The sequence below is a fragment of the Caballeronia arvi genome (assembly GCF_001544695.2).
Classification (GTDB): domain Bacteria; phylum Pseudomonadota; class Gammaproteobacteria; order Burkholderiales; family Burkholderiaceae; genus Caballeronia; species Caballeronia arvi.
In genome coordinates this window covers 305,187-326,187 of record NZ_FCOM02000002.1, presented here as the reverse complement: position 1 = coordinate 326,187, position 21,001 = coordinate 305,187, and the positions used below count along the sequence as shown (strand labels likewise).

The 21,001-nt window shown below is 63.5% G+C and carries 19 protein-coding genes; 9 read left to right on the top strand and 10 right to left on the bottom strand.

Going from position 1 to position 21,001, the window contains the following annotated elements:
• Window positions 1-59: 59 nt before the first annotated feature.
• The 4 genes from AWB74_RS04555 to htpG form a co-directional block, all read right to left on the bottom strand.
• Window positions 60-962 (bottom strand): class I SAM-dependent methyltransferase, encoded by a 903-nt coding sequence (locus tag AWB74_RS04555; protein WP_061145548.1) that lies wholly within the window; start codon window positions 960-962, stop codon window positions 60-62.
• Complete coding sequence (locus tag AWB74_RS04550) at window positions 959-1,453, bottom strand: DNA-deoxyinosine glycosylase (RefSeq protein ID WP_061145547.1); 495 nt, start codon at window positions 1,451-1,453, stop codon at window positions 959-961. The genes AWB74_RS04555 and AWB74_RS04550 overlap by 4 nt, the downstream gene beginning before the upstream one ends.
• Window positions 1,450-2,091 (bottom strand): chorismate--pyruvate lyase family protein, encoded by a 642-nt coding sequence (locus tag AWB74_RS04545; RefSeq protein ID WP_061145546.1) that lies wholly within the window; start codon window positions 2,089-2,091, stop codon window positions 1,450-1,452. The genes AWB74_RS04550 and AWB74_RS04545 overlap by 4 nt, the downstream gene beginning before the upstream one ends.
• A gap of 85 nt (window positions 2,092-2,176) precedes the next feature.
• The gene (gene htpG, locus AWB74_RS04540; protein WP_061145545.1) at window positions 2,177-4,081 is read right to left on the bottom strand and encodes a molecular chaperone HtpG; all 1,905 of its coding nucleotides are present in this window, start codon (window positions 4,079-4,081) and stop codon (window positions 2,177-2,179) included.
• 212 nt (window positions 4,082-4,293) lie between these two features.
• On the opposite strand from htpG, the gene AWB74_RS04535 reads away from it, so the two are divergent.
• Entirely contained in the window at window positions 4,294-4,797 is a 504-nt protein-coding gene (locus AWB74_RS04535; protein WP_061145624.1) for a hypothetical protein, read from the top strand.
• A 299-nt stretch (window positions 4,798-5,096) separates the two neighbouring features.
• Here the strand turns inward: AWB74_RS04535 and AWB74_RS04530 are convergent, their stop codons facing one another.
• Window positions 5,097-6,560, bottom strand: a complete 1,464-nt coding sequence (locus tag AWB74_RS04530) for an aminotransferase-like domain-containing protein (RefSeq protein WP_061145544.1) — start codon at window positions 6,558-6,560, stop codon at window positions 5,097-5,099.
• Window positions 6,561-6,735: 175 nt separating this feature from the next.
• Between AWB74_RS04530 and AWB74_RS04525 the strand changes: the two genes are divergently transcribed.
• The 6 genes from AWB74_RS04525 (at window position 6,736) to AWB74_RS04495 (ending at window position 14,109) form a co-directional block, all read left to right on the top strand.
• Window positions 6,736-7,518, top strand: a complete 783-nt coding sequence (locus tag AWB74_RS04525; RefSeq protein ID WP_061145623.1) for a VOC family protein — start codon at window positions 6,736-6,738, stop codon at window positions 7,516-7,518.
• A gap of 39 nt (window positions 7,519-7,557) precedes the next feature.
• A complete protein-coding gene (locus AWB74_RS04520) occupies window positions 7,558-8,478 on the top strand; it encodes a DMT family transporter (RefSeq protein WP_061145543.1) in 921 nt (306 codons plus the stop codon).
• Window positions 8,479-8,563: 85 nt separating this feature from the next.
• Complete coding sequence (locus AWB74_RS04515) at window positions 8,564-9,760, top strand: aminotransferase-like domain-containing protein (protein ID WP_061145542.1); 1,197 nt, start codon at window positions 8,564-8,566, stop codon at window positions 9,758-9,760.
• A gap of 25 nt (window positions 9,761-9,785) precedes the next feature.
• Window positions 9,786-10,247, top strand: coding sequence for a RidA family protein (locus tag AWB74_RS04510; protein WP_061145541.1), 462 nt, complete (start codon window positions 9,786-9,788; stop codon window positions 10,245-10,247).
• Window positions 10,248-10,329: 82 nt separating this feature from the next.
• The gene (locus tag AWB74_RS04505) at window positions 10,330-11,220 is read left to right on the top strand and encodes a PhzF family phenazine biosynthesis protein (protein ID WP_061145540.1); all 891 of its coding nucleotides are present in this window, start codon (window positions 10,330-10,332) and stop codon (window positions 11,218-11,220) included.
• 459 nt (window positions 11,221-11,679) lie between these two features.
• Complete coding sequence (locus AWB74_RS04495) at window positions 11,680-14,109, top strand: bifunctional diguanylate cyclase/phosphodiesterase (protein ID WP_061145538.1); 2,430 nt, start codon at window positions 11,680-11,682, stop codon at window positions 14,107-14,109.
• 9 nt (window positions 14,110-14,118) lie between these two features.
• Here the strand turns inward: AWB74_RS04495 and AWB74_RS04490 are convergent, their stop codons facing one another.
• Window positions 14,119-14,577 carry a CopD family protein gene (locus AWB74_RS04490; protein WP_061124418.1) on the bottom strand — a complete coding sequence of 153 codons (459 nt, stop codon included), beginning with the start codon at window positions 14,575-14,577 and terminating at the stop codon, window positions 14,119-14,121.
• Between the two features lie 74 nt (window positions 14,578-14,651).
• Here AWB74_RS04490 and AWB74_RS04485 point away from each other — a divergent pair, with 74 nt between their 5' ends.
• Both AWB74_RS04485 and AWB74_RS04480 read left to right on the top strand, forming a co-directional pair.
• Window positions 14,652-15,119 carry a helix-turn-helix domain-containing protein gene (locus AWB74_RS04485; protein WP_061145537.1) on the top strand — a complete coding sequence of 156 codons (468 nt, stop codon included), beginning with the start codon at window positions 14,652-14,654 and terminating at the stop codon, window positions 15,117-15,119.
• On the top strand, window positions 15,116-15,691 hold the full coding sequence (locus AWB74_RS04480) for a PIN domain-containing protein (protein WP_061145536.1): 576 nt from the start codon (window positions 15,116-15,118) through the stop codon (window positions 15,689-15,691). Before AWB74_RS04485 ends, AWB74_RS04480 begins: the two co-directional genes overlap by 4 nt.
• Before the next feature lie 23 nt (window positions 15,692-15,714).
• Here the strand turns inward: AWB74_RS04480 and AWB74_RS04475 are convergent, their stop codons facing one another.
• The 4 genes from AWB74_RS04475 to AWB74_RS04460 form a co-directional block, all read right to left on the bottom strand.
• The gene (locus tag AWB74_RS04475; protein WP_061145535.1) at window positions 15,715-16,038 is read right to left on the bottom strand and encodes a helix-turn-helix domain-containing protein; all 324 of its coding nucleotides are present in this window, start codon (window positions 16,036-16,038) and stop codon (window positions 15,715-15,717) included.
• On the bottom strand, window positions 16,025-16,336 hold the full coding sequence (locus AWB74_RS04470; RefSeq protein ID WP_087038846.1) for a type II toxin-antitoxin system RelE/ParE family toxin: 312 nt from the start codon (window positions 16,334-16,336) through the stop codon (window positions 16,025-16,027). The genes AWB74_RS04475 and AWB74_RS04470 overlap by 14 nt, the downstream gene beginning before the upstream one ends.
• Before the next feature lie 201 nt (window positions 16,337-16,537).
• The gene (gene parC / locus AWB74_RS04465; RefSeq protein WP_061145534.1) at window positions 16,538-18,856 is read right to left on the bottom strand and encodes a DNA topoisomerase IV subunit A; all 2,319 of its coding nucleotides are present in this window, start codon (window positions 18,854-18,856) and stop codon (window positions 16,538-16,540) included.
• A 34-nt stretch (window positions 18,857-18,890) separates the two neighbouring features.
• Window positions 18,891-20,870 carry a DNA topoisomerase IV subunit B gene (locus AWB74_RS04460; protein ID WP_061145621.1) on the bottom strand — a complete coding sequence of 660 codons (1,980 nt, stop codon included), beginning with the start codon at window positions 20,868-20,870 and terminating at the stop codon, window positions 18,891-18,893.
• Window positions 20,871-21,001 lie beyond the last annotated feature (131 nt).

The following is a 21,001-nucleotide window of genomic DNA, read 5'->3' as shown; positions in this document are numbered from 1 at the left end:
CTATTCCCATGATTTGAAAGGATTTTGTAATTATATTTTGGTCCATTGCTCTTCGATGATCAGATCGCGAACGAACCGCTCGTCGCGATGCCCGCGCTTTCGGCAAGACCCTTCACCCACTTGCGTGCGGGCAAGCCGAGCTGCGTTTCGATGAGCTTCGCACGCGTTTCCAGCGAGGCGAACGGCACGTCGAGCGCGGGACCGGCGAACGCGATCGCGACGCGATTGCCGTCGTGCACTTCGGGCAGCGCGATCACGCGATGATCGAACGCTTCGTTCAGATGACGCATGTTGCGCACGAAGCTCGGATGATCGCCGAACAGATTGATCGTGACTACTCCGGCTTCTGGCGTGAGACACGCGCGGCATGCGCGATAGAACGACACGCTGTCGAGCACGGGGCCGCGCGCGGTGGCGTCGTAGAGATCGATCTGCAGCGCGCCGGTCGTGCCGTGATTCGCGCGGTCGTTGACGTACTCCCACGCGTCGCGCTCGGTGACGGTGAGGCGCGCGTCGTCGTAGGGCAGCTCGAACATCGCACGCGCGGCGATCACGACGGCCGGATTCAGCTCGACGGCTTCGACCTGCGCGCGCTTCAGGAAGCGATGACAGAACTTGGTGAGCGCGGCCGCGCCGAGCCCGAGTTGCACGATGCGCGCGGGCGTTTCGATGAAAAGCAGCCACGCCATCATCTGCTGCGCATATTCCAGTTCGATGTGACCGGGCTTTTTCAGGCGCATCGCGCCTTGCACCCATTCGGTGCCGAAGTGCAGATAGCGCACACCGCCCTCTTCCGAGAACGTCACGGGTGCGAAGCGCGGCTTGCGGGGCGCGTCGATGCGCGGCGCGTTTGCGAGATCGTCGCGATCGCGATCATCGCGTTTGTGCTTCGATTTGCTGTTGTCTTTCTTGCGGCCGAACGCGCGGGCTTCAGCCGACGCGCGCTTGATGAGATTGGTCATTGTGCGGAGAGGATGTCGCGCCAGATGCGCAATTTTTGATCGAACGAGAGGATAGCATTGGCCGCGCTCGACGATGGCAGCACGAGTGTGGCGTACCCCGCCGCGCTCAGCACGGGTGCGAACTTGCCTGAAGTCTTGCCGTTGAAGCACACCTTGCGCAGCTTCGGAAAGCGCGTGCGGAACGCGTCGAAATCGTTCGGCGTTGCGTTGCGGATCGCTGCATCGAGACTGCCTTCGCGCTCGCATGCGGCGAGCACGTCCCATAAGCCGATGCCATGTTGCATCAACCGTGCGAGGCGTTCGTCGTAGCCCGACTCGTGCAGCGGTTCGCCGATCGCCGCGCCGACGAGCCGCCAGAACTGATTGCGCGGATGCGCGTAGTACTGCGTCGCCGCCAGCGACGCGACGCCGGGAAAGCTGCCGAGGATGAGCGTGTGCGTCGCTTCATCGCCGACCGGCGCGAAGCCTGCCAGTTTCGCTGCGAGCTTCATTTCGCCTCGCCGTGCGCGACGCGCTTTGCATGCGAGCTCAGGTGCTCATGCGAGCGCGCATGTTCGCGATGACTCCGCGCGCGCGAGGCGGCAAGGCGCGTCCAGAGCGCATCGAGCATGCATTCGGTGACCATCAGCGGCGCGCCATGACGCTTGAAGACCGATCGTCTTGCGACGAGCGCGTGCGACGTCCGTTCCGTTTGCTTGCGAGCCAGTCGATGCAGCGGATGCCGCGCCGTGATTCGACGGCTCGCGAGCGCCGAGCGCGACACGCTGCTGTCGCTGTAGAGCAGTTCGGCGAGCGGGCGCGTGCGCAGACGGCGCATCGATTGCCACACACCGGTGCTGTGCGCGAGCGCGACGACGCTATGCGCGACGACGAACGGCACGCCATCGACTTTCAATGCGACTTCGCGCACCCAAACCGGCGTGCGCGGCGTGATTTTCAGAGCGCGCGCTTCGTCGCGCCACGGCATGTCGACGGCCTCGCGCGTAACCTCGACCGTCACCGCGCCGAGCGTGCGCAAATGCGCGGTCAGCGAGCCGCCTCGCGTGAGCCAGTCCTTTCGTGCATCGGTGAGCGAGGGAAGCGGGACGACGCGCCAGTGCGCGTCAGTGGGATCGTTGGGCGTGAGCATGGCGGTGATTATAGGACCGTCATGAAGTAGAAAACGCGCCGCCGGTTTCCCGGCGGCGCGTCCATTTCGAAGCGCTTACTCGTGTTTAACGCGCGAGCAACAACGCGTTCGTCCGCTTCACGAAGCTCGCCGGATCGTCCAGCGCGCCGCCTTCGGCGAGCAAGGCCTGATCGAAGAGCAGATGACACCAGTCCGCGAAATTGGCGCTGTCCGCGTTCAAAGCCTTGACCAGAGGATGCTCCGGATTCACCTCCAGAATCGGCTCCGCTTGCGGCGCATTCTGCCCCGCCGCCTTCAGCATGCGTTGCAGATAGCCGCTCATGTCGCCTTCATCGGCGACGAGACAGCTCGGCGAATCCGTCAAACGGAACGTGAGCCGTACGTCCTTCGCCTTGCCTTCGAGCGCTTCCTTCATCTTCTCGACGAGCGGCTTCAGTTCCTCGCCGACTTTTTCCTGCTGCTGCTTTTCCTCGTCGTCGAGCGCGCCGAGATCGAGATCGCCACGCGCGACGCTGGCGAGCGGCTTGCCATCGAATTCGTTCAGGAACGAGAGCATCCACTCATCGACGCGATCCGTCAGCAGCAGCACTTCGACGCCCTTCTTGCGGAACACTTCGAGATGCGGGCTGTTCTTCGCGGCCTGCCAGCTATCCGCGGTGACGTAATAGATTTTCGTCTGCTCGGGCTTCATGCGCGCGACGTAATCCGCGAGCGAGACGTTCTGTTCGTCGCTATCGTTTTGCGTCGATGCGAAGCGCACCAGCTTCGCGATCCGCTCGCGATTGCTGAAATCCTCGCCGATGCCTTCCTTCAGCACCTGACCGAACTCGTTCCAGAACGTCTGATACTTCTGCTTGTCGGCGTCTTCGGTGGCTTCGGCGGAAGAAGTGGCGATGTCTTCGAGCATCGACAGCACGCGCTTGGTCACGCCTTCGCGAATCGCCTTGACGTCGCGGCTTTCCTGCAGGATCTCGCGCGAAACGTTCAACGGCAGATCGGCCGAATCGACGACGCCCTTCACGAAGCGCAGATACGCGGGCAGCAGTTGCTCGGCATCGTCCATGATGAACACGCGCTTCACGTACAGCTTCAGCCCGCCGCGATGCTCGCGGTTCCACAGATCGAACGGCGCGTGCTTCGGCACGTACAGCAGTTGCGTGTATTCGCTGCGGCCTTCGACGCGATTGTGCGTCCATGCGAGCGGATCGTCGTGATCGTGGGAGATGTGCTGATAGAACTGCTTGTACTGCTCGTCGCTGATGTCGTTCTTCGGACGCGTCCACAAAGCGCTCGCCTGATTGACGGTCTCGTCCTCATCCTTCACGACCATCTCGCTCTTTTCGCTGTCCCACTCTTCCTTCTTCATCAGGATGGGCAGCGCGACGTGGTCCGAATACTTCTGGATGATCGACTTGAGCCTGTGCGTGGAGAGCAGCTCGTCCTCTTCCGGGCGCAGATGCAGCGTGATGGTCGTGCCGCGTTGCGCGCGCTCGATGTCATCGACTTCGAAATCGCCCTCGCCCGCGCTCGTCCAGCGCACGCCCTGGTTTGCCGGCAGGCCGGCGCGGCGCGTTTCGACCGTGATCTTGTCCGCGACGATGAAGCCCGAATAGAATCCGACGCCGAACTGCCCGATGAGCGCCGCGTCCTTCTGCTGGTCGCCGGAGAGCTTCGAGAAGAATTCCTTCGTGCCCGAACGCGCGATGGTGCCGAGGTGCGAAATGGCCTCGTCGCGGCTCAAACCGATGCCGTTGTCGTCGATGGTGACCGTGCGCGCCGCCTTGTCGTACGACACGCGAATACGCAGTTCCGGATCGTTCTCGTAGAGCGCGCTGTTCTCAATGGCTTCGAAGCGCAGCTTGTCGGCGGCATCGGATGCGTTGGAAATCAGCTCGCGCAGGAAAATTTCCTTGTTGCTGTAGAGCGAATGGATCATCAGGTGCAGAAGCTGCTTCACTTCTGCCTGAAAGCTCATGGTTTCTTGCGCCATGCTCGGGTCCTCTGGTGTTGATTGCGTTGGTGCCAAATGTCGATCGGGCGCGCCATCGTCCTGCCGCGCCGCGAATTCGTCCGATATGAGGACGGCGCCGCGATTTTCAAGGGCCATCGTAAGATGCGGCTTTCGAACGACCGATCACACCCGTCATTGCGATGCCATCATCCGAGCAACATTGTCGCCCGCTCACGCGCGACGAAATCGCGATGGCCCGGTGCGTGTTCGCGGACGCGATCGATTATTCGAAAGTGAAAGTCCACGCCCGCGCCTATCTGCCGCTCGGTCTGCAGCCGCGCCGCACGGCGATGGCGCCCAACGGCAACCTCTATTTTCCGCGCGGCTGCTTTCAGGACGACTTCTCCGCCTGCGGCCTCGCCGACCGCATGTGGTTCATCCACGAGATGACGCACGTGTGGCAATTCCAACTCGGCTATCCGGTGCGCTTGCGCGGGGCGATTCGGATCGCTTTGCCGTACGCGTACACGCTCGGGCACGGCAAGCGTCTCTCCGACTACAACATGGAAGCGCAGGGCAACCTGCTCGCGGACTATTTCGCGCTGAAATTCTGCGACGGGCAGAGCCGATTGTACGAACATCGCTATCGGCAACTGGCCAACGCGCTCGCGCTCTACGAATCCGTGCTCGCGGATTTCATCCGCGCGCCCGGCGAGCGGCGCAATCTACCCGGACGCCGGCGCGGTATTTGTTAGTCTATTTTCTCGACACGAACGATTCGGTCGAAAGTGTCGTTACCACGAAATTTCCGCAACACCTTAGATTCGGCTTCGTCAGCAGACATAGCTTCGACGACCTCATGTGAAACAAATCGATTGCCATAGCTTTCGTAACTAACTTTCCATTTCTGCATAAATCCCTCGTATTTGGTATCTGGCTCTATCGGCGATAAAGCGTCAGAAGGCTACCTTAGACGCTTGAACAAGCAACAGACAGCGAGGGCTATTTCTAGCTTTCGTTATCTAAGTGCCCGTTGTCGTCTATCAGGCCGCGCCTAAGCGCTGCGCCGCGCGGCCTTGTCCAGATAGTTCGACAGGAATTCGGCCAGCACCGGATCGCCGCAATTGGCGACATTGAAGCGCATCCACGTCGTCGGCGACTGATGCGGCGAGAAGAGACTGCCGGGCGTCAGCAGAAAGCCGGCTTCGTGTCCTGCGGCCGCGAGGCCGTCGGAATCGACGCCCGCATCCGCCCACAGGAACATGCCTGCGTCCGGCGTCGCGTACAGCCGCAAGCCGGTCTTCTCCAGCATGCGCGCGGTTTTCTCGCGCACGCCATCGAGCCGCGCGCGCAGGCGCTCGACGTGCCGCCGATAGTGCCCCTCCGTCAGGACCTTGTAGACGACGCGTTCGTTGAGCTCGGGGCTCGTCATGCCGACGAGCATCTTCTGGTCGGCGAGCGCCTTCGCCACATCCGGCGCCGCCGCGATATAGCCGACGCGCAGATTCGCCGCGAGCGTCTTCGAGAAGCTGCCGAGAAAGATCACGCGCTTCAACTGATCGAGCGATGCAAGGCGCGTCGCGGGAAAGCCCGCGGGGCACAGATCGCCGTAGACATCGTCCTCGACGACGATGAAGTCGTATTCCTGCGCCATTTGCAGGATGCGAAACGCCTGCGCCGCAGTCAGCGACGTGCCCGTCGGGTTCTGCAAAACGGAGTTGATGATGAGCATCTTCGGACGCCAGGTCGCGACGAGCGTTTCGAGCGCATCGAGATCGGGACCATCGGGCGTGTACGGCATGCCGACGAGCCGCGCGCCCTGCGACGCGAAGCGGCCGAACATCTGAAACCACGCCGGATCGCCGACGATCACCGCATCGCCCGGCTTCACGTAGAGGCGCGCGATCAGGTCGATGGCCTGCGTGATGCCCGACACGAGCACGATCTGCTTCGCCGCCGACGCGCCAATCTCCAGCTCCTCCAACCGCGTTTGCAACTGCTGGCGCAGCGGCAGAAAACCCTGCGGCGTGCCGAAGCCGAGCATTTGCGCGCCGCTCTGCCTCGATAGCGAGCGCAGCGCGTTGGTGATGAGCTCGCCATCGAGCCAGCGGCCCGGCAGGTAACCGAGACCCGGCCCTTTTTCCGGGCTGGACGTATGCAGCATGTTGCGCAGCAGCCAGACCACGTCGATGGTGTTCTGCACCGGCTCGCGCTCTGCCGCGGCGGCGGGCGCCTCGCCTTTCGCGACGAGCGTCGGCCCGCTGCGCTCGCGCACGTAGAAGCCGGAGCCGCGCCGCGAGTCGAGATAACCGTGCGCGACGAGCCGTTCATAAGCCTCGACGACGGTAAAGCGCGACACGCCCTTGTCGAGCGCGAGCTTGCGGATCGACGGCATGCGCATGCCGGGACGAAACACGCGCTCGTCGATGCGGCGGCGGCCCCACTGCACCAGCTGATCGACGAGCGTGAGCTGAGCCGCGTCGTGCGGGGCGGGAATCTGATCGAGCGGAACGGACATGCGGGCCTCTCTTCGGCGAACGCGATGGTGCGCGGTGAAAAACTGTACCGAATAGTATTGGGCCGATTGTACCGTTACTGTTACGGAGATAGCGGCTACATTTTGCTTTCGGGCTCCCGGCGCGCGAGACGGAAGCGTTATGCTATCGGCCCTTATCTGGCTCGCATCGCCCGTCATGACCGAACATCGACTCAAACTCGATCACCTCGTGATCGCCGCACGCACGCTCGACGAAGGCGCCCGGTTCGTCGCAGCGAAATTCGGCGTCGAAACGGTGGCCGGCGGCGCGCATCCGCTGATGCGCACGCACAATCGCCTGCTGAATCTTTGGGATGGCGCGTACCTCGAAGTGATCGCGATCGATCCGGGGGCGGCGAGCGTCGAATCGCCAAGGCCGCGCCTCTTCGCGCTCGACGATGCGGCAATGCAACGCCTTCTCGAAGAACACGGCCCGCAACTCGTGCATTGGGCCGCGCGCGTCGACCGGCCGAAATCGCTGGTGCGCTGGCGCGAGCAGTATCCCGAACGCATTCCACCCGTCGCGGCGATGTCGCGCGGCGGCAATACATGGGGCCTGACCGTCCCCGACGACGGCGCGTTTCCCGCATGGCAAGGCGCCGGCGATGGCGTGCTGCCGTCGCTGATCCAGTGGGACACGCCGCGCCATCCGAGCGCGACGCTGCCGGAATCGGGCATCGCGCTGCGCTCGCTGACGGGTTTTCATCCGCAGGCGGAGGCGCTCGCGGCGCAGCTCGCGTGGCTCGGCGCGGCGCATCTGATGCGCGTCGAGGAAACCGCGGGCGCGCCCGTGATCGTCGCGCAGTTCGATCTGCCGGACGGCTCCGTGCTGACGCTCGGTGAATCGGCGGAAGCGGCCGAGGCGCGCGAGGAAGAAGCGCGACAGGCAGCGAAGCGCCGTCGCGTGAAGAAAGCAGAATCGCCCGATACAACGGACTGACGCATCGACGCAGCGGTCCAGACAAGGAGACGCCACACGATGAAGACCCGCGAAACCGAAGGCATGCTGCTCGGCCTGATCGGCGTCGTCATTTTCAGCCTCACGCTGCCGATGACGCGCATCGTCGTCGAACAGGTGCATCCGATTCTGAACGGCCTCGGGCGCGCGCTCGTCGCGGCGGTTCCGGCTGCAGCGCTCCTCCTCTGGCGTCGCGAAAAGCTGCCGACCTGGCCGCAGGTCAAGAGCCTTGCCGTGGTCGCGCTCGGCGTCATCATCGCGTTTCCGGTGTTTTCCGCGTGGGCCATGAAAACCGTGCCCGCGTCGCACGGCGCGGTCGTCAATGGCTTGCAGCCGCTTTGCGTCGCGGTCTATGCCGCGTGGCTCTCGCACGAGCGGCCCTCCAAAGCGTTCTGGGCGAGCGCGATCGCGGGCAGCGCGATCGTCGTCGCGTTCGCATTGCAGGCGGGCGGCGGCGGCCTGCAGGCGGGCGACCTGCTGATGCTCGTCGCGGTCGGCATCGGCGCGCTCGGCTATGCGGAAGGCGCGCGGCTCGCGCGCCAGATGGGCGGCTGGCAGGTGATCTGCTGGGCGCTCGTGCTGTCCGCGCCGTTTCTGCTGCTGCCGGTCGGCTGGCTCGCGTGGGCGCATCATATGGCGCATCCTGAACCGCTTGCGCTGCGCACGTGGCTCGCGTTCGGCTATGTCACGCTGTTTTCGCAATTCATCGGCTTCTTCGCGTGGTACGCGGGCCTCGCGATGGGCGGCATCGCGCGCGTCGGGCAGGTGCAACTGCTGCAGATTTTCTTCACGATGGCGTTTTCCGCGCTGTTCTTCGGCGAACACGTGAGCGCGTCGACGTGGCTGTATGCGGCCGCCGTGATCGTGACCGTCGTACTCGGCCGCAAGGCATCCGTGCGTGCCGCGCCGCCGGCCGCGCGTGTCGCGACGCACGCAAGATGACGCACTCGCGCGATAATTGACGTTTGCGGCAAGCGCCGCGATAAAAACCAATCCCGGGACACATCAGAGACAACCGAGGCATTTCATGAATCAAGCCGATCTCCGCGCCACGCCGTGGCAACTCTCCGAACGCGCACGCAAGCTCACCAGTTCGGCGATTCGCGAAATCCTGAAGGTCACGGAACGGCCGGAAGTCATTTCCTTCGCGGGCGGACTGCCCTCGCCCGCAACGTTTCCCGTCGAGGAAATGCGCCACGCCTCCGAGCGCATCCTGCGCGATCAGCCCGCCGCCGCGCTCCAGTACAGCGCGACGGAAGGCTACATGCCGCTGCGTGAATGGGTTGCTGCACGCTATTCGGTGAACGGCGCGCATATCCGCCCGACGCAGGTGCTCATCACGACCGGCTCGCAGCAGGCGCTCGATTTGCTCGGCAAGACGCTCGTCGATCCCGGCAGCCGCGTGCTCGTCGAAACGCCCACGTACCTCGGCGCGCTGCAGTCGTTCTCGCTGTTCGAGCCGCACTACGTGCAGGTGCCGACCGACGAATCCGGCCTGATTCCCGAAGCGCTCGACGCCGCGCTCACCGCGAACGCGCGCCTGCTCTACGCGCAGCCGAACTTCCAGAATCCGACGGGCCGCCGCCTGCCGCTCGAGCGCCGCCACGCGCTCGCCGCGTTCGCGAAAACCGCCGCGTTCCCGGTCATCGAAGACGATCCCTACGGCGCGCTCGACTACGCCGGCGCGCCGCTGCCCACCCTGCTCTCGATGGCGCCCGATCACATCGTGCATCTCGGCTCGTTCTCGAAGGTTCTAGCGCCGGGCTTGCGCGTGGGCTACATCATCGCGCCCGAGGAACTGCACTTCAAGCTCGTGCAGGCGAAGCAGGCGACCGATCTGCACACGCCGAGCCTCACGCAGCGCATCGTGTACGAAGTGGTGAAAGACGGCTTTCTCGATACGCACGTGCCGACTATCCGCGCGCTCTATCGCGATCAATGCCACGCGATGCTCGACGCGCTGGAACGCCACATGCCCGCCGGAGTCGAATGGAACCGCCCGGAAGGCGGCATGTTCGTGTGGGTGAAACTGCCGAAGCACGTCAATTCGATGAAGCTGCTGGAGCAGGCGATCGCGCAGAATGTGGCCTTCGTGCCGGGCGGTCCGTTCTTCGCGAACGAGGCCGAGCACAATACGATGCGCCTGTCGTTCGTGACCGTGCCGCCCGCGACGATCGACGTCGGCGTGGCGAAGCTCGGCGCGCTGATTCGCGCAAGCATCTGACTTTCAACGTTAAGAGGAGCAACCGATGGCATCCAACGTGTACGACAAGCTGAAGGAACTCGGCATCGACCTGCCCGCCGCGGGCGCGCCCGCCGCCGCTTATGTGATGAGCGCGCAAAGCGGCAACACCGTGTATCTGTCCGGGCATATCGCGAAGAAGGACGGCAAGGTGCATGCCGGCAAGCTCGGCGCCAACATCACGACGGAAGAAGGCAAGGCCGCCGCGCGCAGCGTCGCCATCGACCTGATCGCGACGCTGCATGCGCACGTCGGCGATCTCAACAAGGTCAAGCGCATCGTCAAGGTGATGAGCCTCGTGAACTCGACGCTCGAATTCACCGAGCAGCACATCGTCACGAACGGCGCGTCCGAGTTGATCGCGGAAGTCTTCGGCGATGCCGGCAAGCATGCGCGCTCGGCATTCGGCGTCGCGCAGATTCCGCTTGGCGCATGTGTCGAGATCGAAATGATCGCGGAAGTCGCCTGACGCGTCTTCTTCGCTCGACAAGCGAACCCGACGCGTCCCGCGCGTCGGGTTTTTTATTTCTCGCTGAAGCCGGAACACTCCCATGTCCTCACGCACTGTCCAGTTCAAGCAGGTCGATGTCTTCACGCCGGTTCCGTTCAAAGGCAATCCGCTCGCGGTGATCTTCGACGCCGAAGGTCTCTCGACGGAGCGCATGCAGGAGATCGCGCGCTGGACCAATCTGTCGGAGACGGCGTTTCTGCTGCCGCCGACCGATCCGCGCGCCGATTATCGCGTGCGCATCTTCACGACCGCGGTCGAATTGCCGTTCGCCGGACATCCGACGCTCGGCAGCGCGCACGCGCTGATCGACAGCGGCTACACGCCGAAGACGGCAGGCCGGCTCGTGCAGGAATGCGGCGTCGGGCTCGTGACGCTCGCCGAGCAGGAGAACGGCGAGTGGGCGTTCGCCGCGCCGCCTGCGACCATCGTGCCGCTGACCGGCGCGCAGAACGATCGTCTCGCCGCTGCGCTCGGCGCCGTGGAAATCGATTTCAACGCGCCGCCCGCCGCCGTGAACAACGGCGCACCGTGGCTCGTCGTGCGCGTGCAGGACGCCGCGCAATGTCTCGCGCTGTCGCTGCAAGGCTCCGCGCGCGAGTCGTTGCAGGCGCTCGTCGCGGAGGTCGGCACGCATGGCATCGCGGTCTACGGGCCGCACGAGCCGGGCGGACCCGCGACCTTCGAGCTGCGCGTGATCCTGCTCGGCGCGGAAAACATCGAAGATCCGGTGACGGGCAGCGCCAACGCCGCGCTCGCGATGCTCCTGACCACGCAAGGCAGGCGGCCGGGCGAGCGCTATACGGTGCGGCAAGGCACGGCGCTCGATCGCGACGGCCGCGTGAGCATCGCCTACGACGACGAAGCGAGCGGCGCGCCGGTGTGGATCGGCGGTGCGTCGGTAACGGTGATCGACGGCACTTTCCGCCTTTGAAACAATGACCTACGCGCGGCGTGAAGCCCGCGCGTATACCCCCAAGGCCCGCCCCTTTCTTAATCTCCGAGGCTTCGCTAATATCTGAACAATCGGGGATGGCAATTGCGGTTCACATCGGACGGTCCGTCGTCATGGAGGTGAGCCGCTTGCGCCGCAGCGCAAACGTATGCTCTCAACGACACCGGACACTCGTCGTTTCGCTCATGGCGGGGTCCGCGCGCTGCTGCACAAAACGGCTCGCCGAACGGCCGTTGCGCTGCCTGCCGATGTGGATCGGAACATGGACTGGGACGTGAAGCGCGTCCCGGACAGCTTTTCCGCCGACCCTCCGCTGCGCGCCGCGCGCGGTATATTCATTCGATTCGGCCGAACGCCTCACGACATGCATCGCTTCGTCAAATTCGCGCAGTTCGCAGCACGCCACGCGCTACGCGACTTCGCGTGCACGGACGCGCCATGAAGCGCATACGTGCCCACGCCTTTTCCGACACTTTTCTCGGCGCACCCGCCGCGCGGCGCCGGCGCGCGCTGCTGGCCATTCCCGTGCTCGGCACCTTCGTGCTGGTCTTGCTGTGGGCGGTGATCTTCGCGCGGCTCTCCGTCGAGCGCGAGGCGACGACGCATGAATCGATGGCCTCCGCCGCCATCCTCTCCTCCGCGCTCGAGCAGCACACCATCAAGGCGATTCATCAGGTCGACCAGATCACGCGCTTCGTCAAGTACGAATACGAGAAGTCGCCCGACAACTTCGATCTCATCGCGACGGTCGAGAAAGGCGTCGTGCAAAGCGACACGCTCGTGCAAGTGTCGCTGATCGACGAGTACGGCACGCTCATCGGCAATACGTCCGATCCGCATCCGAAACCCATCGACCTGTCCGACCGCGAGCACTACAAGGTGCATGCGCATTCCAACGACGATCTGCTCTACATCAGCCGTCCGGTGCGCGGGCGCGTGTCGGGACTGTGGACCCTGCAAATCACGCGGCGGCTCAATCATCCGGACGGCTCGTTCGCGGGCGTCGTGGTCGTGTCGGAGAATCCGGCCTACTTCACGAACGACTTCTATAACGTCGCGTCGATCGGTCATGAAGGCGTGATCGCCGTCGTGTCGGATAACGGCTCGGTACTCGCGCGCAGCACGGGCGGCAGCCTTGCCGAGAGCGCCGCGGCCAATGCCGCCGCGAAGAGCGGCGGGCGCAGCGGCCCGGCCGATCATGCACACGCCGAATTCAGCGCGAGCGGCGTCTACCCGACGACGGAACACGCGTCGGGCATCTATGTCGATCCGATCGATCATGTGAAGCGCATCGTGTCGTACCGGCATATCGACGGCTATCCGCTCGGCGTGCTCGTCGGCCTCTCCGAGCGCGAGGAGATGGTCGATTACAACCACACGCGCAATGTCTATCTGCTGATGGCGAGCTTCATCTCGCTCGCGATGCTCGGCTTCTTCGCGGTCGCGACGGGCCTGATCGGCAAGCTGCTCGGACGCGAGCGCGAGATGACGCATCTCGTCGAATACGACCTGCTCACCGGCCTGCGCAACCGCTATTCGACGCTGCGCGCGCTGCGTCACGACGTGGCGCAACCGGAGAACATCGGACGGCTCGCGCTGCTCTTCATCGACCTCGACAACTTCAAGACGGTCAACGACACGCTCGGCCACAACGCCGGCGACATCGTCCTGCAAATGACCGCGTCGCGGCTGGCCGAGACGGTGGGGCAAAGCGGCACGCTGTCGAGAATCGGCGGCGATGAATTCGTCGTCGTCGTGAAGGGCGACGATGTCGAGCAACGCGCGGTCACGCTCGCCGACGATATCTCGACCATGTTCGCCACGCCGTTCGACGTGCGCGGCAGCGCGTTCGTGCTGCATGCGAGCATCGGCATTGCGCTCTTCTCGGTGTCGAACGAAAGCGAGATCGATCTGCTCAAGAAGGCCGATCTCGCGATGTACAGCGCGAAGGACGCGGGCCGGAACTGCTATCAGTTCTATTCGCCGCAACTGTCGCATCGCGCGGATCATCTGATGCGGTGGGAGCAGCAACTACGCGTCGCGCTCACCGAGCAGCAGCTTTTCCTCGTCTATCAGCCGAAGATCGATCTGACGCGCCGCTGCATCACCGGCTTCGAGGCGCTCGTGCGCTGGAATCATCCGCAGCACGGGCTCATTCCAGCGAACGAGTTCATTCCGGTCGCCGAGTCGACGGGACTGATCGTCGCGGTCGGCGACTTCGTGATCCACACCGCGTGCATGCAGCTCGCGCAATGGCAGCGCGACGGCTATACGGGGCTGTCGCTCGCGGTGAACATCTCGGCGGTGCAGTTCTGGCGCGGCGATTTGCTGGAGACGGTCGCGCGCGCGATCGAGGCGAGCGGCATTCCGCCGGACAAGCTGGAGCTCGAAATCACCGAGACCGTGATGGTCGAGTATCCGGAGCTCGTGCAGGAGAAGATCGCTGCGTTGAAGCGTTTGGGCGTGCGCATCGCGCTGGACGACTTCGGCACGGGCTACTCGTCGCTGTCGTATCTGAACCGCTTTTCGGTCGATACGCTCAAGGTGGACCGCTCGTTCATCCAGGCGATTCCCGAGGACCGCAGCGTATGCGTGATGGTGTCGGCGATCATCAACCTGGCGCGATCGCTGGGGCTAACCGTCGTCGTGGAAGGCACCGAGCGGGAAGAGCAGATTGCGTGGCTTGCGGCGCTCGGGCCGGTGGAAGCGCAGGGCTTCCTGTTCTCGCGGCCCGTGCCGGCGGATGGCGTGCAGGCGCTGCTCGACCGCTTCGGTGTGTGCGGGTGGCCGCGCGGGCAGTCGCCGCGCTCGCGCAAGGATGCGGGACAGGAATCGAGCACCGCGCTCTCCGATGAGCGCGGCGGCTGATTCACGGGTTCAGAAGCCGCGAGAAAGCACCGCCGTACCGATCGTCACGACGCCGAGCACGAGATTGATCACGACGAGCCGTCTCACGGTGCCGACCGCACGCGCGCCGTCGGGCCAGTTTTGCGCCTGCACCGCGCGGCGGATGCGCGGAAAGACCGCGAAGCGGATATGCCCGAAGATGAGCATCATCACGATGCCGAGCCCGGCCATCGCGTGCAGCGGCCACGCCGCATGACCGCCGCCGAACTCAACGAGCAGAAAGCCGCCGGTGACGAGAATCACGAGCACAGCGGCCGCCACCCAGTTGAAGAAGCGCGCGAAGACCGCCTCCCATAGCGGCAGGCGTAGTTGCGGCGTGAGATCGCCGAGCGCAGGACGCAGGCAGAAATGCGCGAAGACCATGCCGCCTATCCAAACGGCTACGCCGAGCAAATGCAGAAAGAGCGCCGCTTCGATGGCTTTGTTCATTTCGTTTCGTTTATTTCGATTTTCGTTTGTTTCGATTAAGATGGCGCTCTACGCTCATTCAAGCGGGGCACGCCATGACACGAATCATCCATCCCGACGTCAATCTGCCGGTCGAACGCGAAGTTAAGGCGGCAGTCGAGGGACAACGCACACTCGCCACGTACCTGTCGACCAGTTTCGAGACACAGCGGATTCAGATCTTCGACGATAAGGACGAAGCGCATCAGATCGAGTTGCCGACCTCCGCGCTACGCCTTCTGGTCGACATTCTCGCCGAGCTCGCCGACGGCAACGCCGTCAAGATCGTGCCGGTTCATGCTGAACTGACGACGCAGGAAGCCGCTGACCTGCTGAATGTCTCACGTCCACATCTCGTCAAACTGCTGGAAGCCGAGGCGCTGCCATCGCACAAGACCGGGAAACATCGGCGCGTCCGCTTTGCCGATGTCATGCGATACAAAGCCGAGCGCGACCGCACGAGCGAAGAAGCGATGAAGGCACTGGCCGAGCAGGCACAGAGACTAGGAACGGACTACGAATGAAGAGTTCCCGTTTCATAGTCATTTATGACGCGTGCGTGTTGTATCCGGCTCCGCTGCGAGACTTTCTCATGTGGCTCGGGCTCTCGGGAGAGTTCCGGGCGAGATGGAGCCTGCAGATTCACGAAGAGTGGAAACGCAGTCTCTTGAAGAACCGCCCCGACCTGACGAGAGAACAAGTAGATCGGACGGCCGAGCTGATGGACCTGGCGATTCCCGATGCGCTCGTCACCGGGCACGAAAGCCTGATCGCCGGATTGGATTTGCCCGACGTCGACGATCGCCACGTGCTGGCGGCAGCCATTCGCAGCAACGCCAGCGTGATCGTCACGTTCAACGAGAAGGACTTCCCCGAGAGGGTATTGAGTCCCTTCGGAATCGAGGCGCGGCACCCTGACGTATTCGTCGATGAGTTGTTCGATCTTGCGCCGGCCGCCGTGATTCACGCCGCGCAACAACAGCGCAAGCAGCTGCGGCACCCTCCGATGGAAGCGGAGCGGTTCATTGAAATTCTGCTGAAGCAGGGGTTGGTTCAGACGTGCAAGTCGCTCGCGATGTACAAGGCGATATTGTGACAGCGACGCAGCGGTAGCATCGATTACGCCGCAAATACGACTTCGACCCGTCCCGGCCTCGCCGAGCGCCGGGGTGGACCGACGACGATCTGCACGTTACGACCAAGGCGCGCGAGCAGTTCGAGCATCTTCGCCTCGCTGACCCCGCGAAATTGGCCACGCATCAATTGCGAGAGCTTGGGCTGACTGATGCCGAGAGCATCGGCGGCCCGCTGTTGCGTCCAGCGCCGTGCTTTGATGATCTCGCTTATCTTTCCCGCAAGCTGCGCCTTTACGTGCATCTCGTCAGCGTCGGCGAGTCCCAGATCGGCGTAGACGTTGCCGCTTCCTTTCTCAATCTCGATCATTGCTTGCCCCTTCCGCGTGTGCCTGTGCCGCCTTCAACCGCGTACGGATGATGTCCAGCTCCGGCTTCGGCGTGCCGATGCCTTGTTTCGATTTCTTCTGAAAACAGTGCAACACGTACACCGCATATCTGAGCTTCACCGTATAAACGGCGCGGTAAGTGCCGTTCAGCGTAGTTTCCACAACCTCCAGCACGCCCGCAGATCCGAATCCCTGCAACGGTTTCGCGTGTTCGTGCTTCTTGCCTGTCTGCGCCTGATGCAGCGCAAAGCCGAAGGTATCCTGCACCTCAATCGGCATCGACTTCAAATCTCGCTTTGCGGATACCCATTTGGGAATATCTGGATTCTGCTTCGTCCCACTTCGCCAGGAAGCTTGTCCGCTCGAAGCGCGCGTTGAAATGATTAATGTCTGAATCTCGCGAAGGACAGGCGCAAAAAAGCCCGCATAAAGCGGGCTTATCGGGTCGTGACGGCGCTTCAGCAACGCTCCATCACACCATCACTCCTCGAAAACCGGCCGCAGATCCGTCACCTTCAACGACGAATCCGGCGCCCTTCCCTTCCTCGCCCGCTTGCCCAGATGCAATTGCATCTGCGAGCCCGCGAGCTTCTCGTCCCTCACCTTCCCGCCGCGGCCGGTGCCGGTCATCACGACGCCGCGCGCATCGATCGCGAGCGCCTGACGCAACGTTTCCTTCTCATCGAGCGCCATCAGGATGACGCCGCGTCCGCCACCGGACAGGGTCTTCATCTCGTCCATGCCGAACACGAGCAGACGCCCCGCGCTCGACAGGCACGCGACGTAAGTCGCACCCGGAACGACAGGCATCGGCGCGAGCGGCGCGGCGCCTTCGTCGATCGTCATGAACGCCTTGCCCGCCTTCTGTCGGCTGATCAGATCGCCGAGCTTCGCGACGAAGCCAAAGCCGTTGCTCGACGCCAGCAGCAGTTGCTGCTCCGCGTTCGCCGCGAAGTAATGCAGCAGATGCGTGCCCGATTCGAGCTCGATCAGCGATGTCACCGGCACGCCGTCACCGCGCCCGCCCGGCAGCGCCGAGACTGGAACCGAATACACGCGCCCCTTGCTGCCCCACGCGACGAGCGAATCCGGCGTGCGCGCCTGGAACGCGGCGTAGAGGCCATCGCCCTGCTTGAAGGTAAAGCCCGCCGGATCGAGCCCGTGGCCCTTCAGCGCGCGAACCCAGCCCTTCTGCGACACGACGACCGTCACCGGTTCGTCGACGACACGCGCCTCGAACGTCGCGCGCGTGGCTTGCTGAATCAGCGTGCGGCGATCGTCGCCGAATTGCTTCGCGTCGGCTTCGATTTCCTTGATGAGCAGCCGCTTCATCGCGGCGTCGCTGTTGAGCAGTTCTTCGAGCTTCGCCTTTTCTTCGCCGAGGTCCTTCAACTCCTGCTCGATCTTGATCGCCTCCAACCGCGCCAACTGACGCAGACGGATTTCGAGGATGTCTTCCGCCTGCCGGTCCGACAGGTTGAAGCGCGCGATCAGCGCCGCTTTCGGCTCCTCGCTTTCACGAATGATGCGGATGACTTCATCGATATTCAAGAAGACGATCATCCGTCCTTCGAGAATATGGATGCGGTCGTTGACCTTGCCCAGACGATGCTGCGTGCGCCGCGTGACCGTGACGAACCTGAAGCCGACCCACTCGTGCAGTATTTCGACGATGCCCTTCTGACGCGGCCGGCCATCGACGCCGATCATCACGAGATTGATCGACGCGTTCGATTCCAGGCTGGTGTACGCGAGCAGCGTATTGACGAACTCGGTCTGATCGATGCGGCTCGACTTCGGTTCGAACACCAGCCGCACGGGCGCGTCCTTGCCGGACTCGTCGCGCACGGCGTCGAGCAGCGCGAGCATCGACTGCTTGGTCTGAACCTGCTCGGGCGTGAGTGTCTTCTTGCCGAGCTTGATCTTCGGATTGGTGAGATCCTCGATTTCTTCCAGCACTTTCTGGCTCGACACCCCCGGCGGCAATTCCGTGATGACGACCTGCCACTGGCCGCGCGCGAGATCTTCGATCTTCCAGCGCGCGCGCACCTTGAGCGAGCCGCGGCCGGTCTCGTACGCCGCCGAGATTTCCGCCTGCGACGAGATGATCTGTCCGCCGCCGGGGAAATCCGGCCCGGGCAGCTTGTCCATCAGACCGGCGTGGCCGATCTTCGGATCGCGGATCATTGCGACGGCCGCCGCCGCCACTTCGCGCAGATTGTGCGACGGACATTCCGTCGCGAGACCGACCGCGATGCCCGATGCGCCGTTCAGCAACAGGAACGGCAAGCGCGCGGGCAGCAGCTTCGGCTCTTCGAACGAGCCGTCGTAGTTCGGCATGAAATCGACCGTGCCCTGATCGATTTCATCGAGCAGAAGGCGCGCGATCGGCGTCAGGCGCGCTTCGGTGTATCGCATGGCCGCGGCGCCGTCGCCGTCGCGCGAGCCGAAGTTGCCCTGACCGTCGATGAGCGGATAGCGCATCGAAAAGTCCTGCGCGAGACGCACGAGCGCGTCGTACGCCGACTGATCGCCGTGCGGATGATATTTGCCCAGCACATCGCCGACGACACGCGCCGACTTCACCGGCTTCGCGTTGGAGGCGAGGCCCATCTCGCTCATCGCATAGAGAATGCGGCGCTGCACGGGCTTCTGCCCGTCGCTGACATCGGGCAGCGCGCGGCCCTTCACCACGCTCACCGCGTAGTCGAGATAGGCGCGTTCGGCGTAATCGCCCAGTGTGAGTTGCTCGCCGTCCGGTGCGGTCTGTTCGGCGAAGAGATCGTCTGTGATTCCCATCGATTAATCCGTTGTGCGTTGCTTCAAGTCGAGCTCAGATGTCCGCTTCGACTTCGTTGCCCTTCTCTTCGAGCCAGCTTCGGCGCGATGCCGCTTCGCCCTTGCCCATCAGCATCGTCATGCGCGAGACGGTGAGATCGAAGCCGAGTTCACCGAGCGCGACTGGCAGGAGACGCCGCGTGTCGGGGTTCATGGTCGTGTCCCAGAGTTGTTCCGCGCTCATTTCGCCCAAGCCCTTGAAGCGGCTGATGGTCCATGCCGTTTCGCGCACGCCGTCCTTGCGCAGCTTGTCGAGGATCGCTTCGAGTTCGCCTTCGTCGAGCGCATAGAGCTTCTGCGCGGGCTTCTTGCCCCGCGCGGGCGCATCGACGCGAAAGAGCGGCGGACGCGCGACGCACACATGCCCGCGCTCGATCAGTTGCGGGAAGTGCTTGAAGAACAGCGTGAGCAAGAGCACCTGGATGTGCGCGCCGTCGACGTCCGCGTCGGAAAGAATGCAGATCTTGCCGTAGCGCAGATTCGAGAGATCGATCTTGTCGTCCGGACCATGCGGATCGACGCCGATCGCCACAGCGATGTCATGCACTTCGTTGTTCGCGAAGAGGCGGTCGCGCTCGGTTTCCCACGTGTTCAGCACCTTGCCGCGCAACGGCAGAATGGCCTGGAATTCCTTGTCGCGGCCCATCTTCGCGGAGCCGCCCGCCGAATCGCCCTCGACCAGAAAGAGCTCGTTGCGGGCGATGTCCGTCGATTCGCAATCGGTCAGCTTGCCGGGCAAAACGGCAACGCCGGAGCTCTTCTTCTTCTCGATCTTCTGACCGGCCCGCGTGCGCGCCTGCGCCTGACGAATCACGAGTTCCGCGAGCTTCTTGCCGAACTCGACGTGCTGATTCAGCCACAACTCCAGCGCGGGCCGCGAAAACGACGACACGAGCTTCACGGCATCGCGGCTGTTCAGCCGTTCCTTGATCTGGCCTTGGAACTGCGGGTCCAGCACCTTCGCCGAGAGCACGAACGACACGCGCGCGAACACGTCTTCCGCGAGCAGCTTCACGCCCTTCGGCTGCAGGTTATGAATCTCGACGAAATTCTTCACCGCCTGAAAGAGCCCGTCGCGCAGGCCGGATTCGTGCGTGCCGCCCGCGGGCGTCGGAATCAGGTTCACATACGATTCGCGCAAGAGCGGCCCTTCCTCGCTCCACGCGACGACCCATGACGCGCCCTCGCCTTCAGCGAAGGTCTCTTCGGTGTTCTTCGAGCTTTCCGCATAGCGCTCGCCTTCGAAAAGCGGAATCAGCAGTTCGCTGCCGCCCATACCTTCGAGCAGATAGCCGCGCAGGCCGTCTTCATACTTCCATGTCTGACGCTCGCCCGTCTTCTCGATGACGAGCGCCACTTCGACGCCCGGCAGCAGCACGGCTTTCGAGCGCAGCAGGCGCTGCAACTCGCCGAGCGGCAGATTCGCGGAATCGAAGTACTTCGGATTCGGCCACGCACGCACGCGCGTGCCGCTTTTCTTTTCGCCGCGTTCGGGTGAACGCGTCGCGAGTTCTTCGATCACGTCGCCATTGGAGAACGCGAGTTGCGCCACCTTGTTGTCGCGCCAGACGGTCACTTCGAGACGCGTGGAGAGCGCATTCGTCACCGAGACGCCGACGCCATGCAGGCCGCCCGAGAACGTGTATGCGCCGCCCGCCGCTTTATCGAACTTGCCGCCCGCGTGCAGCCGCGTGTACACGATCTCGACGACCGGCACGCCTTCTTCCGGATGCAGGCCGATGGGAATGCCGCGGCCGTCGTCGTCGACGGAAACGGAGTTGTCGTTATGCAGCGTGACGGTTATCTGCTTGCCGTAGCCACCGAGCGCTTCGTCGGAGGCGTTGTCGATGACTTCCTGAATGATGTGCAGCGGATTCTCGGTACGCGTGTACATGCCGGGCCGCTGCTTGACCGGCTCCAGGCCCTTGAGCACCTTGATCGATGCTTCGCTGTAGCCGGCTGCCTTGGCGTTCATGACAGGACGTTTGCCTCGTTCCGTTCCCGTCGCCATTGCGCTGGATTTTTTCGTGGACATAGTTGGACGTTGATCCGGCTTCTCGGGCGTTCTCGCGGGAAATGTCACGACGTGACGCCCGGCAAGCCGGC

Excerpts from the sequence above, each read along its gene's own strand:
- AWB74_RS04555 (WP_061145548.1), bottom strand. The coding sequence starts at position 962 with ATGACCAATCTCATCAAGCGCGCGTCGGCTGAAGCCCGCGCGTTCGGC.
- AWB74_RS04550 (WP_061145547.1), bottom strand. The coding sequence starts at position 1,453 with ATGAAGCTCGCAGCGAAACTGGCAGGCTTCGCGCCGGTCGGCGATGAA.
- AWB74_RS04545 (WP_061145546.1), bottom strand. The coding sequence starts at position 2,091 with ATGCTCACGCCCAACGATCCCACTGACGCGCACTGGCGCGTCGTCCCG.
- htpG (WP_061145545.1), bottom strand. The coding sequence starts at position 4,081 with ATGGCGCAAGAAACCATGAGCTTTCAGGCAGAAGTGAAGCAGCTTCTG.
- AWB74_RS04535 (WP_061145624.1), top strand. The coding sequence starts at position 4,294 with ATGGCCCGGTGCGTGTTCGCGGACGCGATCGATTATTCGAAAGTGAAA.
- AWB74_RS04530 (WP_061145544.1), bottom strand. The coding sequence starts at position 6,560 with ATGTCCGTTCCGCTCGATCAGATTCCCGCCCCGCACGACGCGGCTCAG.
- AWB74_RS04525 (WP_061145623.1), top strand. The coding sequence starts at position 6,736 with ATGACCGAACATCGACTCAAACTCGATCACCTCGTGATCGCCGCACGC.
- AWB74_RS04520 (WP_061145543.1), top strand. The coding sequence starts at position 7,558 with ATGAAGACCCGCGAAACCGAAGGCATGCTGCTCGGCCTGATCGGCGTC.
- AWB74_RS04515 (WP_061145542.1), top strand. The coding sequence starts at position 8,564 with ATGAATCAAGCCGATCTCCGCGCCACGCCGTGGCAACTCTCCGAACGC.
- AWB74_RS04510 (WP_061145541.1), top strand. The coding sequence starts at position 9,786 with ATGGCATCCAACGTGTACGACAAGCTGAAGGAACTCGGCATCGACCTG.
- AWB74_RS04505 (WP_061145540.1), top strand. The coding sequence starts at position 10,330 with ATGTCCTCACGCACTGTCCAGTTCAAGCAGGTCGATGTCTTCACGCCG.
- AWB74_RS04495 (WP_061145538.1), top strand. The coding sequence starts at position 11,680 with ATGAAGCGCATACGTGCCCACGCCTTTTCCGACACTTTTCTCGGCGCA.
- AWB74_RS04490 (WP_061124418.1), bottom strand. The coding sequence starts at position 14,577 with ATGAACAAAGCCATCGAAGCGGCGCTCTTTCTGCATTTGCTCGGCGTA.
- AWB74_RS04485 (WP_061145537.1), top strand. The coding sequence starts at position 14,652 with ATGACACGAATCATCCATCCCGACGTCAATCTGCCGGTCGAACGCGAA.
- AWB74_RS04480 (WP_061145536.1), top strand. The coding sequence starts at position 15,116 with ATGAAGAGTTCCCGTTTCATAGTCATTTATGACGCGTGCGTGTTGTAT.
- AWB74_RS04475 (WP_061145535.1), bottom strand. The coding sequence starts at position 16,038 with ATGATCGAGATTGAGAAAGGAAGCGGCAACGTCTACGCCGATCTGGGA.
- AWB74_RS04470 (WP_087038846.1), bottom strand. The coding sequence starts at position 16,336 with ATGCCGATTGAGGTGCAGGATACCTTCGGCTTTGCGCTGCATCAGGCG.
- parC (WP_061145534.1), bottom strand. The coding sequence starts at position 18,856 with ATGGGAATCACAGACGATCTCTTCGCCGAACAGACCGCACCGGACGGC.
- AWB74_RS04460 (WP_061145621.1), bottom strand. The coding sequence starts at position 20,870 with ATGAACGCCAAGGCAGCCGGCTACAGCGAAGCATCGATCAAGGTGCTC.